The following is a 13,105-nucleotide window of genomic DNA, read 5'->3' as shown; positions in this document are numbered from 1 at the left end:
AATTTGCGTGTTTTGGTCTGACGGTTGGGGCTTTATTCTTTCAACGGATCTCCGACCCGCATGATTTCCCACTCTAGCGTGATGCCGCTTGTTTCGTAAACCTTTTTTCGCACCTCTTCGCCCAGACCTTCAAGGTCAGCGGCAGTGGCACCGCCAGCGTTGATCAGGAAATTGGAGTGCTTCTCGCTCATCTGTGCGCCACCTTTGGTGGCCCCGCGCATTCCGGCATCGTCGATCACTTTCCACGCCTTCAGATCATGCACGTCATCCGCCCGTCCGGTCGAGGAAAACCCAGCTGGGTTGCGAAAGGTCGAACCTGCGCTGCGGTCTTTTGTGGGTTGGGTCTCATCGCGTTTTTGCAATTGCGCCGCCATCCGGTCATGCAGCGCTTGTGGATCACCCGCGGGTCCCTCGAACGTGGCCGAAATCAGCACCGCCCCATCGGGCAAATCCGACTGGCGATAGCGGAAGTTCAGGTCCTGCGGCGTCAGGTCCACGACCTCGCCCTGGCGCGTGACAATGGTGGCTCTGCGCAGCACATCCGCCGTGTAGCTGCCATAGCAGCCCGCGTTCATCCGCACCGCCCCACCGACCGAGCCCGGAATGGTCCGCAAAAACGTGAGGTCCACCCCCGCATCTGCCGCTTTGCGCGCCACATGCGCATCCAGCGCCGCGGCACCTGCTGTAACGGTGTTACCTGCGATCTCGATCCCGTTGAACCCGCGCCCTAGCCGGATCACCACGGCGCGCAAGCCGCCATCCCGGACGATCAAGTTTGACCCAACACCCATGGGGAACACGTCGAAATCTGCGGGCAGGTCGCGCAGAAACCCTTTCAGATCGTCGATATCCGCAGGTTGGAACAAGTAATCTGCTGGACCGCCGACACGAAGCCATGTCAGGTCGTTCAACGCTCGGTTCTGGGTCAGCTTGCCACGGGGTTCTGGAAGAGATGTCATTCGGGTTCCTTCGCGGATTTACTTCCTCCGCGCAAGCCGTATCTGTCACTGAGCCGAACCGAGCATCCGACGTATCCAGCGCCCCAGATAAATCACCGGCCAACGCAGCACCGACATAGCCATCGCCAGCACCAACAGTCCGATCCACGGGCCGTTCTGCAAGGTGACATAGCCCAATATCGGAATCCCCACCGCAATCAGGACATAGGCGCGGGTCCAGTGGTTGTCTTTGCTGGGGATCATCGCCAGCACATTCGCGGCGATTCCCCACAACGCAGCCAGAGCGATTGACCAATTCATTCCTGAACCTCCTGCCCGGTCCAACGGTGCCAGTAGTGGCGGATCGGTCTACGGAACATGGATGCAAACCCCGCGAAGGCCAGCACTGAAACGAACCAGCCGAAATCATGGCCCAACCAGACGATCAGCGCAGGGGCACTGACGAACAGCACAACACCCGGCGGAAACTGCAGGCGCAACGGCAACATCGCCACGATGGTCGAGGCAATCACCCAAAGTCCCGCAAACACCACTGAATTTACCATGCGCCCCTCCGAGGACGTTGTTTCGCGGCTGCAAACGCTCAAATCAGTCGAGCGTCGAGTTGGTTCCCTGCGTCACACAGCTTGTTTACGTTGCAAACGGTCCGGCAAACCGTTGGCCCAGGCGCTGATTGTCCCGGCCCCGAGGCAAACGACCATGTCACCGGGGCGGGCTTGTTCGCGGACCAAACGTTCCAGATCGTTTTCATCCAGCAGAGCACGGGCGTGGCGGTGACCGTGGCGGATCAGGCCCTGCACCAGATCATCGCGGGATGCACCCTCGATCGGGTCTTCACCCGCAGCGAAAATATCAGCGATTGCGACCACGTCGGCGTCGTTGAAACAGGTGCAGAAATCCTCGAACAGGTTCGACAGGCGCGAATAGCGGTGCGGTTGGTGAACGGCGATCACACGCCCATCACTGGCTTGGCGTGCGGCTTTCAGCACGGCGGCAATCTCAACCGGGTGGTGGCCATAGTCGTCGATGATGGTAACACCATCGACCTCGCCGACCTTGGTAAAGCGGCGATTGACGCCACCGAAATTGGCCAGCGCATCGCGGATTTCAGCGGTTTTCATGCCCAGATGGCGGGTCACAGCCACAGCGGACAAAGCGTTCGAGACATTGTGGTCGCCGGGCATAGGCAGTGTGCAGCCCTCGATCACCGTGTCTTCGTATTGAAGTTGGATATCAAAATGCGCGACGCCGCCCTTATAGGTCAGGTTCACGGCCCGCACATCGGCCTGCGCGTTGAACCCATAGGTGCGCACCCGGCGGTCGCTGATGCGGCCCACCAGCGTCTGCACCTCGGCGTGGTCGGTGCAGCACACAGCCAGACCATAGAAGGGCAGGTTCGAGACGAACTCGTAAAAGCCGTCCCGCAGCCGGTCGAAATCACCCCAATGCTCCATATGCTCGGGGTCGATATTGGTGACGATGGCAATAGTCGCAGGCAGGCGGTTGAACGAGCCGTCGGATTCGTCGGCCTCGACCACCATCCATTCACCCTGTCCCATCCGCGCGTTGGACCCGTAGGCATGGATGATGCCGCCATTGATCACGGTGGGGTCGAAATCGCCCGCCACCATAAGCTCAGCCATCATGGTGGTCGTGGTGGTCTTGCCATGAGTTCCGGCGATGGCGATGTTGGATTTCAGGCGCATCAACTCGGCCAGCATATCGGCGCGGCGCACCACCGGCAGGCCCTGCGCGCGGGCGCCGTCCAATTCAGGGTTACCCGGCTTGATCGCGGTGGAGACCACAACGACGGCTGCGTTTTCAAGGTTTTCGGCGCGCTGGCCCACGAAAATCTCGGCCCCCAAACCGGCCAGACGGTCGGTGATCTTGGAAGCTTTCAGGTCCGAGCCTTGCACCCGGTAGCCCAGATTCAGCAGCACCTCGGCAATGCCCGACATCCCAATTCCGCCGATGCCAACGAAGTGGATCGGCCCTACGTCTTGCGGCAGTTTGGTGGCTGGGTTCATGGGGTCTCCTTCTGCGCCAGCTCTTCGACAAGGTGAACCAGACGCTCGGTCGCGTCCGGGGCTCCGGTCGATAGGGCGGCACGGGCCATCTTTTGTGCGGCCTCGGGGTTTGTCAGAACGGCGGTGATTTGCTCGGTCAGCGCGGCAACGTCAAGCAGGTTTTCGGGGATCATGATCGCGCCACCAGCCTGCACCAGCCCGCGCGCATTGGCGGTTTGATGGTCGCCCGCAGCGGCGGCAAAGGGGACAAGGATCGAGGGTCTCCCGATGACCGAGATATCGGCCACACTGGACGCGCCCGAGCGGCTGATCACCAGCTGCGCATCGGACATGCGCCGAGGTACATCATCGAAAAAGGGCAGAACCTCGGCCCGGATGCCGTGGTCGGCGTAAAACGCGGTGACGCGTTCGCCGTCTTCGTCGCGGGCCTGATGCGCCACGCGGATATAGGCACGCAAGTCTTCCGGCAGCGCCGCAAGCGCGCCGGGCACCACATCACTGAGGATACGCGCACCCTGGCTGCCACCCATCACCAGAACTGACATCGGGTAGTCTCCGGGCGGGATATAGCCTGCCGCGGCACGTTCCAGCACCGCGCCGCGCACCGGGTTGCCGGTATGGACGCCCTTTGCGCCGTCGGGCAAATCCGTGGGCCAGACCCCGCAGGCCACCTGCGCCACGCGCTTGGCAAACAGCTGGTTCACCCGACCCAACACGCCGTTCTGCTCATGGATCATGCGCGGAATGTTCAGCAGCATCGCGGCCCCCAGCGCCGGGATCGAAGGATAGCCACCGAAGCCAACCACCACGTCCGGGCGGTCGCGCATCATTTGCATCGCCATGCTGGTCACGCCGCCCGCGATCTTTGGCCCGACCAGCGCCTTGGCCGCCAGCCCGCCACGCGCGAAAGTGGCCGAAGTCGCCTCAACAATCTCGGTCGAATGCGGAAAGCCGCCGGTATAGCGCGCACCGCGCGCATCAGTGGACAGGCGCACGCGCCAGCCTTTCTGCAGCATCGCCTCGGCCAGCGCCTGCGCGGGGAACATGTGCCCCCCGGTGCCGCCTGCCGCGATCAGAAGATAAGGCATCAGCCGCGACCGCGTAGAATGTCACCCAGCTCACCCTGCGGGCGGGTTCGGGTGAAGGCCAGCAACATGCCCACGGCGATGCCGCCCGCAATCAGGGACGAGCCGCCATAGCTGACGAACGGCAGCGTCATGCCCTTGGCGGGCAACAAGCGCACCGCCACGCCCATGTTGATCATCGCCTGAACGCCGAACATGCAGGCCAGACCGGTGCCTGCCAGACGGATGAACATGTCACGCTCGCGCATCAACCGCAGCAGCGAGCGCACGACGATCAGCGAATAAAGCGCGATGATGATCAGCACCAGGATCAGCCCATACTCCTCGGCCGCGACAGCGATGATGAAATCGGTATGCGCATCGGGCAAGGACCACTTCACCTGCCCCTCCCCCACGCCAACGCCGAACAGACCGCCTTCGCGGATCGCGTTGGTGGCATAGCCAAGCTGCGTGGTCGGATCGACCTCTTGGTTCAGGAAACCGTCAATGCGGCGGGCAAAGTGTTCGGAATTCGAATAGGCGAACATGCCGCCCAACACGACGGCCCCCGCCATGCCGACCAGCAACAGCATCGGCGCACCGGCGACGAAATACATCACGCCCCAGCCAAACAGGATAAGGCAGGCCTGCCCGAAATCCGGTTGCAGCACCAGCATAGCCACAATCGCCATACAGAGCGCAAAGGACCACAATCGCCCCGGAGGGCCGTTAATCTCTTGCGAAGCCGCAAGCAGCCACGCGGCGACAACGATGAAGCCGGGCTTCAGAAACTCAGAAGGTTGCAACGAGGCAAATCCCAGCGAATACCAGCGCACCGCGCCCTTGCCGAAATCGGTCCCGAAGACCGGCAGGAAAGCCAGCGCCACAAACGCGCCCAGAAAACCCAGTACCGCCAAACGTCGCACCAGTGTGGGCGACATCATCGAGGTCAACAGCATCGCCACCAGCGCCAACCCGCCAAAGAGCGCCTGCCGTTCGACATAGTGGAACGGATCGAACCCGTTGCGCCCAGCCAGCGGCGGCGATGAAGCCAGCCCCAGCAACAAGCCAATGACAAACAGGATCAAAACGCAGGACATGGTCCAGCGATCAATCGTGCGCCACCACTTTGGTAGAATCGGTTCGCCGCGCGTGTCCTGGACCGCGCCATACACCATCTCAGTCATGAGATACCGCCACTCTCTGCCTCGTTCACGCCCCGTTTTCGGGGTCTGATTGAGACTCTACAGCGGTTTTGCCGTTTGGGCTAGGGAAATAAGGGAAAGATAGGAAAATCTCCGCTTAGCGCGGAGACGCCAGCAGATCGGCAAAACGACCAGTGTCACAGCCTTGGCTTGGGTGCCGCGGGCTGGTCGGAATCGCCCGAATTCGGCTCTCCCTTCGGTTCGATCAGCAGCACCTTGACCTCGCGCTCTGCACGCGGACGGTGCACGACACCTGTGGGAACCACAAAGATCTCTCCGGCCCGCACGGTTTGCGAGGGCTGGCCTTCGATATCCATGATCATCTCACCCTCGAGCACCAGAAAGAAATCATCGGTGGTGTCATGTTTGTGGAACGGAAACTCGCCCTGAAATTTCACCACCATGACGTCATTCTGGTTGTAGTCGGCGACGACATGCGGGTCCCAATGTGTTGAGAATTGCGCCAGCTTTTCTTGCAGGTTGATCGGGTTCATTTCGGTTCCATCGGGTGTGCGGTGACAGGGAAATATCCCATATCATTCGAGAACTCGCAGGCGATTTGCAAGCCTGCACGGATCAACACAGCGTATGGGGCCTTGTCTTTCGCCCTGATCCAAGCCATCCCCCGCGCATGAGCTATGACACGATCATCCTGGGTGCCGGTGCTGCTGGCATGATGTGCGCGGCCAATTGTGGCGGGCGGGTTCTGGTGATCGACCACGCCAAAGCGCCGGGTGAGAAGATCCGCATCTCGGGCGGTGGGCGATGCAATTTCACCAATATGCATGCGGGGCCGGGCAATTTCCTGTCGCAGAACCCTCATTTCTGCAAATCCGCGCTGGCACGGTACACGCAGTGGGATTTCGTTGATCTGGTTGGTCGCCATGGCATCGCATGGCACGAGAAAACGCTGGGGCAGTTGTTTTGCGACGGCTCGTCGAAGCAGATCATCCAGATGTTGCTGGATGAGATGGCGCGCGCCGGGGCCGAGCTGTGGGTGCAAACTAGTCTTCGCGATCTGCGCAAGACCGAAGCTGGGTTCGCGTTGGAGGTCGAGCGGGAAGGCCAGCGTCACGACCTGACCTGCCGCAATCTGGTGCTGGCTACCGGTGGCAAGTCCATCCCCAAGATGGGCGCGACCGGGCTGGCCTATGACATCGCGCGACAATTCGGCCTGCGGGTCACGGATACCCGCGCGGCGCTGGTGCCCTTCACCTTCTCGGATGGCCGGTTCAAAGAGCTGTCAGGCGTGTCCGTACCTGCGCGCCTGTCGAACGTGCGCACCAGCTTTGATGAGGCGTTGTTGTTCACCCATCGTGGCCTCAGCGGACCGTCAGTGCTGCAACTGTCGTCCTATTGGCGTGAAGGCGAGGCGATCTGCGTCAACCTGATCCCGGGCTTGCCCCTGTTCGACCTGCTACGCGATCAGCGTCAGGTCGGAGGGCGCAAGGCCCTGACCACCGAACTGGCACGCCACCTGCCCGCGCGATTGGTGGAGTACCTGAAACACCACCTTCCGATGAATGGAAATCTGGCCGATCAATCCGACGTCGCCCTGACCGATCTATCAGCAGCTCTGTCCGACTGGCAATTGACCCCCTCAGGCACCGAAGGCTATCGCACCGCCGAGGTCACTTTGGGCGGGATCGACACTGATGATCTGTCGTCCAAAACGATGGAGGCCAGGGATGTCCCCGGCCTCTATGCGATTGGTGAAGCAGTGGATGTCACGGGGTGGCTGGGCGGCTATAACTTCCAGTGGGCGTGGTCCTCGGGCCATGCTGCCGGAACCGCCATTGCGGCGCGTTAGCCAACACATCCCATGGCGCGGCCCTAGCCGACGACGTTGTACCCGCGTCCACGCATGCAGTTGCGCACGATGACTTCCTGGTTCTGAGTATTGCTGATCGCACTAGCCCCTGCACCGACAATGGCACCAGCAACTGCCGCGCGGCCAAGATCACTGGCGCTGTCGTCGATGATAGCCTTGGTGCCAGCGACACCCGCCGCACCGATCGCCGCAGCCCCTGCCGTGTTACCATCCACTACTGGCTGAGACCGGGCCAACGCCTGACATTGGGCCAGATCCGCGTTGTAGTTCGGACCCACAGGCCCATCGACCACGGGCTGGTAATTGGCCCCCACATTGGTGCAGGCCCCCGCAACAAGCAGAGCGGGCAGGATCAAAGAGACTTTACGGTAGGACATAATCTTAACCTCACATTGAATTTGGTGGCACGCAAAACCAAAAATGCTGGTGCGTCAAGCAGATGGCACCGCAGCTTGGCGCAACCGGCGGTCTATTGCAAATCCTTAGTCCGCCAGCCGCTTCTGCACCTCTGCCGTGAAGTCGTCGCCTCGTTGTTCAAAATTGTCATATTGGTCGAAGCTGGCCGCCGCCGGGGCCAACAAGACCGTCTCACCCGGTTGGGCATCGGCGAAGGCCTGCGCCACGGCTGCGCCCATGGTGGTGCAAACCTGCGCCACAGTCTCAAGCTGCATGGCAAAACCAGCAGCCTCACGCCCGATGACGTAGGCTTTGACAACATGGTCTTTCGCGCCGTTCAGGGCATCGAGCCCGCCCTCCTTCTCAAGCCCGCCGCAAATCCAGCGAATCTTCTTGAACGCGCGCAACGCCTTGAGCGCACTGTCCACATTGGTGGCCTTCGAGTCGTTCACATAGGTCACACCATTCGCTTCGGCGATGATCTGACTACGATGCGGCAAGCCCGGATAGCTGTGTAGCGCATCTTCGATCACGCGCGGGGCCAGCCCCAACGCGCGGCACGCTGCATAGGCGGCACAGGCGTTTTGATGGTTATGGGCACCCGGCAGACCCTTGATCTCACGCAGGTCAATCGCGCCGGTTTGGCGGCCTTTGCGGTATTCCGAAAGAAACCCCTTGCGCGCAAAAACCTGCCACCCCGGCCCCGTCAGCTTGCGCGTGACCGAAATCCGCATGACCCGGTCATCCGCGGGCCCCTCGGCCAGTTGGCCTGCCAGAAACGCACCTTCTTTCTCATCCACTCCGATCACCGCGCGGTCGGGCCCGCCTTCGGCGAACAGGCGGCGCTTGGCCGCGAAATAGCCGCCCATCCCGCCATGCCGATCAAGATGATCGGGCGACAGGTTGGTAAAAACCGCCACATCCGGCGTCAGCGCACGCGCCAGTTCGGTCTGATAGCTCGACAGTTCCAGCACGACGACCGAGCCATCGTCCCCCGGCTCGATATCCAGCACACCGCGCCCGATATTGCCCGCCAGTTGCGTTTCTCGCCCGGCCGCAGTCAGAATATGATGGATCAGCGCGGCGGTCGTTGATTTACCGTTCGACCCGGTGACCGCTATGACCCGCGGAGGGATGTCGTAATTGTTCCACTCCGGCCCGGCGAAAGACCGAAAAAACAGACCGATATCATTGTCCACCGGCACTCCGGCCTCCAATGCCGCCGCAACAACCGGGTTCGGCTCAGGGTAGAGATGCGGAATGCCGGGGGAAACGATCAGGCTCACGATATCGTCAAACGCACCTTGCCGCCGCAGATCAGCGCAAGTGAACCCCTCGGCTTCGGCCTTTTCTCGGGCTGCTGGGTTGTCATCCCAACAGATCGGTTCAGCCTTGCCGGCCAGCAGGGCCCGCGCGGTCGCCAACCCGGATCGCCCTAGCCCCAGAACTGCAATTTTTTGTCCTGAACACCCTTTGACCGGGATCATGCCGCCCACCTTCTTCTGCCGCCAAATGCGCCGCCACACTGCGCAGAAGAAACCAGCATTGGCAAGAGACGCAAAAGGCTCGCGCGTCAGCGCGAGCCGGGCCCAACTGGTGGCAGGCGGGCCGCAGGCCCTCCGAACCAGGCGGGAGCGTTACCGGACCTTCAGCGTCGCCAACCCGATCATCGCCAGGATCAGCGAGATGATCCAGAACCGGATCACAATCGTCGGCTCAGCCCAGCCTTTTTTCTCATAGTGATGATGGATCGGCGCCATCAGGAACACCCGTCGCCCAGTCCGTTTGAAATACAGCACCTGAATGATAACACTCAGCGCCTCGACCACGAACAGGCCGCCAACAACAGCCAGCACCAGTTCGTGCTTCGTGGCCACTGCTATCGCCCCCAAAGCACCGCCCAAGGCCAACGACCCCGTGTCGCCCATGAACACCGCCGCCGGGGGTGCATTGTACCACAGGAACCCAAGTCCCGCGCCGAAGAGCGCCGAGGTAAAGATAAAAATCTCGCCAGTCCCCGGCACATAATGCACGTCCAGATATTCGGTAAAGTCGACCCGCCCAACCGCATAGGCAATCACACCCAAAGTCGAGGCTGCAATCATCGCAGGCATAATCGCCAACCCGTCCAGCCCGTCGGTTAGGTTCACCGCATTCGCAGCCCCCACGATCACAACAATCGCAAACGGGATATAGAAAATACCCAGATTAACCAGCGTATCCTTGAACACCGGCACCGCCAATTGGTTCTGTAACGCCTCTGGGTGGTGCAGCGTTGCCCAGACCGAGGCCAGCACTGCAATCAACACGCCCAAAGCCAAGCGCATCTTCCCTGATACGCCCTTGGTGTTCTGTTTGGAGACCTTGGCGTAATCATCCGCAAAGCCAATCACCGCATATGCCAAAGTCACGAACAAAACCATCCAAACATAGGGGTTGTCCCACCGCGCCCAGACCAGCGTCGACGTGACCAGAGCACCCACGATCAGCAAGCCCCCCATCGTCGGCGTACCCGCCTTGGAAAAATGCCCCTCGGGGCCGTCGTCCCGGATCGGCTGACCCTTGCCCTGCTTGCGCCGCAGCACATTGATCAGCGGTTTGCCGAAGATAAACCCAAAGATCAGCGCTGTCATAAAGGCACCACCCGCACGGAAGGTGATATAGCGAAAGAGGTTAAAGAAATCCCCGCCATCCGATAGGCCGGTCAACCAATAGAGCATCCTAGTACCTTTCTGATGCGGCGATCATGGCTCAAGCGCGCTCCCTTGCCCCATTTCACGCAGCCCGTCAACAATCCGTGCCAATGCCATACTCAGCGAGCCCTTGGCCAGAACTACATCCCCCGACCGGATCAGGTCAGGCAGCTTGTTGGCCATCTCGGCGCTTGTTTCCGTCCAAAGCCCGCGCTTGTCGTCGGGCAGCGCGTCGTGCAACGATTTCATCAGCGGACCAATGCAATGCACTTGATCGACCTTGGCCATCGCCGCAACATCTGCCATAGCCGCGTGCATTGGCAATTCCTGCGCACCCAGCTCTTTCATGTCACCCAGAAACGCGATGCGGCGGGAACCTTCGGCGGCTGCCAAAACGTCCAACGCCGCTGCCATCGAGGTCGGGTTGGCGTTGTAGCTGTCGTCCAGCAGCTCAATCTGACCACCACCAGCCAACGCGATTTGCTCGCGCACGCCACGGCCTTTGACTGGGGACCAGCGGCGCAGACCGGCAATCGCCTTGTCCAGATCGACCCCCATCTCGACGCAGGCCGCCAGAGCACCCAGGGCATTCATCGCAAAATGCGTGCCCGCCGATTGCACGTCGAAACGGACGGCGTCACCGCCCACCTGAGCCGTCGCGTGAACGGAGTCTGCGCTCTGCTCAACATCCTTCAGAGTGTAGTCTGCCGCCGCGCGCCCAAATTCCACAATGCCGGCACCACAGCTTTGCGCTGTCTCACGCAAGATACCCGCATGTTCAATATCAGCATTCACGATGGCCGCCCCACCGGGTTCCAGCCCTTCGAAGATCGCAGCTTTTTCACGAGCGATACCGGCCACCGAGTCGAACGCTTCAAGATGCACGGCCGCTACGGTCGTCACCAGCGCCACATGCGGGCGGGCCTGTTGGGCCAGAGGCGCAATCTCTCCGGGATGGTTCATGCCGATCTCAATCACTGCAAATTCGGTGTCGCGCGGCATCCGCGCCAAGGTCAGCGGCACGCCCCAATGGTTGTTGTAGCTGGCGACGCTGGCGTGGGTTTTGCCCTGCGTTTCCAAAATATTGGCCAGCATTTCCTTGGTCGAAGTCTTGCCCACACTGCCCGTCACACCCACCACGCGCGCATCGGTGCGTGCGCGGCCTGCCCGGCCCAACGCCTCCAACCCGGCCTGTACATCGTCGACGATCAGCAACGGCGCATCCTCGGCCACGCCATCGGGGATGCGGGACACCAAAGCCGCCCCTGCCCCCTTTTCCAACGCCTGAGCCACGAAGTCATGCCCGTCCCGTGCCGCCTTTAGCGCCACGAACAGGTCGCCGGGTTGCAAGGTTCGGGTGTCAATCGACACGCCGTTCACAGACCAGTCACAGGTGACGCGCCCGTCTGTAGCATCAGCGGCCTCAGCCGCAGTCCAGAGCGTCATGCCACCCTCCCGTCCAGCGCGGCCACGCTGATGCTGGCCTGTTCCACATCGTCAAAGGGCAGAACCTGATCGCCGACAATCTGGCCGGTTTCATGCCCTTTGCCCGCAATCAACAAAGCATCCCCCGGTTGCAACGCGTCTACGCCGCGCAAAATTGCCTCGGCCCGGTCGCCCACCTCAGCCGCCTCAGGCGCGCCCAACAAAACGGCGGCGCGTACGGTGGCCGGATCCTCGCTGCGGGGGTTGTCATCGGTGACAAAAACCACGTCGGCATGGTTTGCGGCCGCTTGCCCCATCAAAGGCCGCTTGGTCGCATCGCGATCGCCGCCTGCGCCAACGATGGCAATCAACCGCCCCATCACATGCGGGCGCAATGCCTTGAGCGCAGTGGCCACAGCGTCAGGCGTATGGGCATAGTCGACGAACACCGCCGCTCCATTGTGGCGTGTCGCCGCAAGTTGCATCCGGCCCCGCACGGTTGTCAGATGCGGCAAAGTTTCAAAAACGCGCTCAGGGTCCTCGCCGCCCGCGATCACCAGACCACAGGCCAGCAGGATATTTTCAGCCTGGAACCCTCCGATCAGGTTCAAGCGAGTTTGGAACACTTTGCCTTGCCATGAGAACCGCAAATCCTGCCCGGTCGCGTCAAAACGCTGGTTCATCAGGCACAGATCTGCATTGCCCAGCCCAACGGTCAGAACCTCCTGTCCGCGCGCCTTGGCGATCTTGCGAACTTCGGCCCCCTTGGGGTCACTCATATTGATCACGACTGTGCCGTCTTGCGGCAGCACCCGGTCGAAGAGACCAGCCTTGGCGGCGAAATACGCCTCGAACGTTTCGTGATAGTCCAGATGGTCCTGCGTGAAGTTCGAGAACCCTGCAGCCACTAGATGCACTCCGTCCAGACGGCGCTGTTCTAACCCGTGCGAGGACGCCTCCATCGCGGCGTGGGTCACGCCATTTGCGGCCGCCTCAGCTAGACAGCGATGCAGGGTGATCGGCTCGGGCGTGGTATGGGCTAGCGGGGCGGTCCATGCGCCCTCGACCCCGGTGGTGCCCAAGTTGACGGCGGCGTGGCCCAGTTCCATCCAGATTTGGCGCACGAATGTGGCGACCGAGGTTTTCCCATTGGTTCCAGTTACGGCCACAATGGTCTGCGGCTGCGCGCCGAACCACAGCGCCGCACATCCAGCCAGCGCCTGGCGCGGGTCTTCAACCACAACCAAAGCCGCATCTGATGGGGCCAGTTCATCGGCTGCAATCTCGGCCCCTTCGGCATCCGTCAGGATCGCTGCCGCGCCCATGCGCAGGGCGTATTGGATGAACTCTCCGCCATGGACCCGCGTGCCCGGCAAGGCAGCGAACAGAAAGCCCTCCTGCACCTCGCGGCTGTCTACGGCCAGACCGGTGATTTCGGGATTCGCGCCTCCGCGTGCGGTCAGGGCCAGTTGGCTGAGTGTTTTTGTTCTTGTGCCCATGCCCTA

The 13,105-nt window shown here is 61.5% G+C and carries 13 protein-coding genes; 1 reads left to right on the top strand and 12 read right to left on the bottom strand.

Features of this window, described 5'->3' with window-relative positions; genetic code table 11:
* Positions 1–32 precede the first annotated feature (32 nt).
* The 7 genes from murB to ACR3E7_RS02205 all read right to left on the bottom strand — a co-directional run bounded on the left by murB (position 33) and on the right by ACR3E7_RS02205 (position 5,749).
* Entirely contained in the window at positions 33–959 is a 927-nt protein-coding gene (gene murB, locus ACR3E7_RS02235) for a UDP-N-acetylmuramate dehydrogenase (protein ID WP_170788330.1), read from the bottom strand.
* Between the two features lie 45 nt (positions 960–1,004).
* Entirely contained in the window at positions 1,005–1,259 is a 255-nt protein-coding gene (locus ACR3E7_RS02230; RefSeq protein ID WP_480503162.1) for a DUF2484 family protein, read from the bottom strand.
* Entirely contained in the window at positions 1,256–1,504 is a 249-nt protein-coding gene (locus ACR3E7_RS02225; protein ID WP_170769215.1) for a DUF2484 family protein, read from the bottom strand. Before ACR3E7_RS02225 ends, ACR3E7_RS02230 begins: the two co-directional genes overlap by 4 nt.
* 72 nt (positions 1,505–1,576) lie before the next feature.
* Positions 1,577–2,986, bottom strand: coding sequence for a UDP-N-acetylmuramate--L-alanine ligase (gene murC / locus ACR3E7_RS02220; RefSeq protein ID WP_480503163.1), 1,410 nt, complete (start codon positions 2,984–2,986; stop codon positions 1,577–1,579).
* The gene (locus ACR3E7_RS02215) at positions 2,983–4,074 is read right to left on the bottom strand and encodes a UDP-N-acetylglucosamine--N-acetylmuramyl-(pentapeptide) pyrophosphoryl-undecaprenol N-acetylglucosamine transferase (RefSeq protein ID WP_480503164.1); all 1,092 of its coding nucleotides are present in this window, start codon (positions 4,072–4,074) and stop codon (positions 2,983–2,985) included. The genes murC and ACR3E7_RS02215 overlap by 4 nt, the downstream gene beginning before the upstream one ends.
* The gene (gene ftsW, locus ACR3E7_RS02210) at positions 4,074–5,237 is read right to left on the bottom strand and encodes a putative lipid II flippase FtsW (protein ID WP_170788327.1); all 1,164 of its coding nucleotides are present in this window, start codon (positions 5,235–5,237) and stop codon (positions 4,074–4,076) included. Before ftsW ends, ACR3E7_RS02215 begins: the two co-directional genes overlap by 1 nt.
* 155 nt (positions 5,238–5,392) lie before the next feature.
* Positions 5,393–5,749 (bottom strand): cupin domain-containing protein, encoded by a 357-nt coding sequence (locus tag ACR3E7_RS02205; protein ID WP_170784119.1) that lies wholly within the window; start codon positions 5,747–5,749, stop codon positions 5,393–5,395.
* 137 nt (positions 5,750–5,886) lie between these two features.
* On the opposite strand from ACR3E7_RS02205, the gene ACR3E7_RS02200 reads away from it, so the two are divergent.
* A complete protein-coding gene (locus tag ACR3E7_RS02200; protein WP_170788326.1) occupies positions 5,887–7,065 on the top strand; it encodes a BaiN/RdsA family NAD(P)/FAD-dependent oxidoreductase in 1,179 nt (392 codons plus the stop codon).
* A gap of 23 nt (positions 7,066–7,088) precedes the next feature.
* Here ACR3E7_RS02200 and ACR3E7_RS02195 read toward each other — a convergent pair whose 3' ends face one another.
* The 5 genes from ACR3E7_RS02195 to ACR3E7_RS02175 all read right to left on the bottom strand — a co-directional run bounded on the left by ACR3E7_RS02195 (position 7,089) and on the right by ACR3E7_RS02175 (position 13,099).
* Positions 7,089–7,463 carry a glycine zipper family protein gene (locus ACR3E7_RS02195; RefSeq protein WP_170769209.1) on the bottom strand — a complete coding sequence of 125 codons (375 nt, stop codon included), beginning with the start codon at positions 7,461–7,463 and terminating at the stop codon, positions 7,089–7,091.
* Positions 7,464–7,568: 105 nt separating this feature from the next.
* The gene (murD, locus tag ACR3E7_RS02190; RefSeq protein WP_480503165.1) at positions 7,569–8,969 is read right to left on the bottom strand and encodes a UDP-N-acetylmuramoyl-L-alanine--D-glutamate ligase; all 1,401 of its coding nucleotides are present in this window, start codon (positions 8,967–8,969) and stop codon (positions 7,569–7,571) included.
* Positions 8,970–9,119: 150 nt separating this feature from the next.
* A complete protein-coding gene (gene mraY / locus ACR3E7_RS02185) occupies positions 9,120–10,202 on the bottom strand; it encodes a phospho-N-acetylmuramoyl-pentapeptide-transferase (RefSeq protein WP_480503166.1) in 1,083 nt (360 codons plus the stop codon).
* A 24-nt stretch (positions 10,203–10,226) separates the two neighbouring features.
* The gene (locus tag ACR3E7_RS02180) at positions 10,227–11,621 is read right to left on the bottom strand and encodes a UDP-N-acetylmuramoyl-tripeptide--D-alanyl-D-alanine ligase (RefSeq protein WP_480503167.1); all 1,395 of its coding nucleotides are present in this window, start codon (positions 11,619–11,621) and stop codon (positions 10,227–10,229) included.
* Positions 11,618–13,099: a UDP-N-acetylmuramoyl-L-alanyl-D-glutamate--2,6-diaminopimelate ligase gene (locus tag ACR3E7_RS02175; protein ID WP_480503168.1), complete on the bottom strand. Its 1,482-nt coding sequence runs from the start codon at positions 13,097–13,099 to the stop codon at positions 11,618–11,620. The genes ACR3E7_RS02180 and ACR3E7_RS02175 overlap by 4 nt, the downstream gene beginning before the upstream one ends.
* Between the last annotated feature and the right edge of the window lie 6 nt (positions 13,100–13,105).

The organism is Ruegeria sp. BK1 (assembly GCF_056535645.1).
Note: the sequence above shows the minus strand (reverse complement) of the source record. Positions and strands in the feature narration are given on the sequence as shown.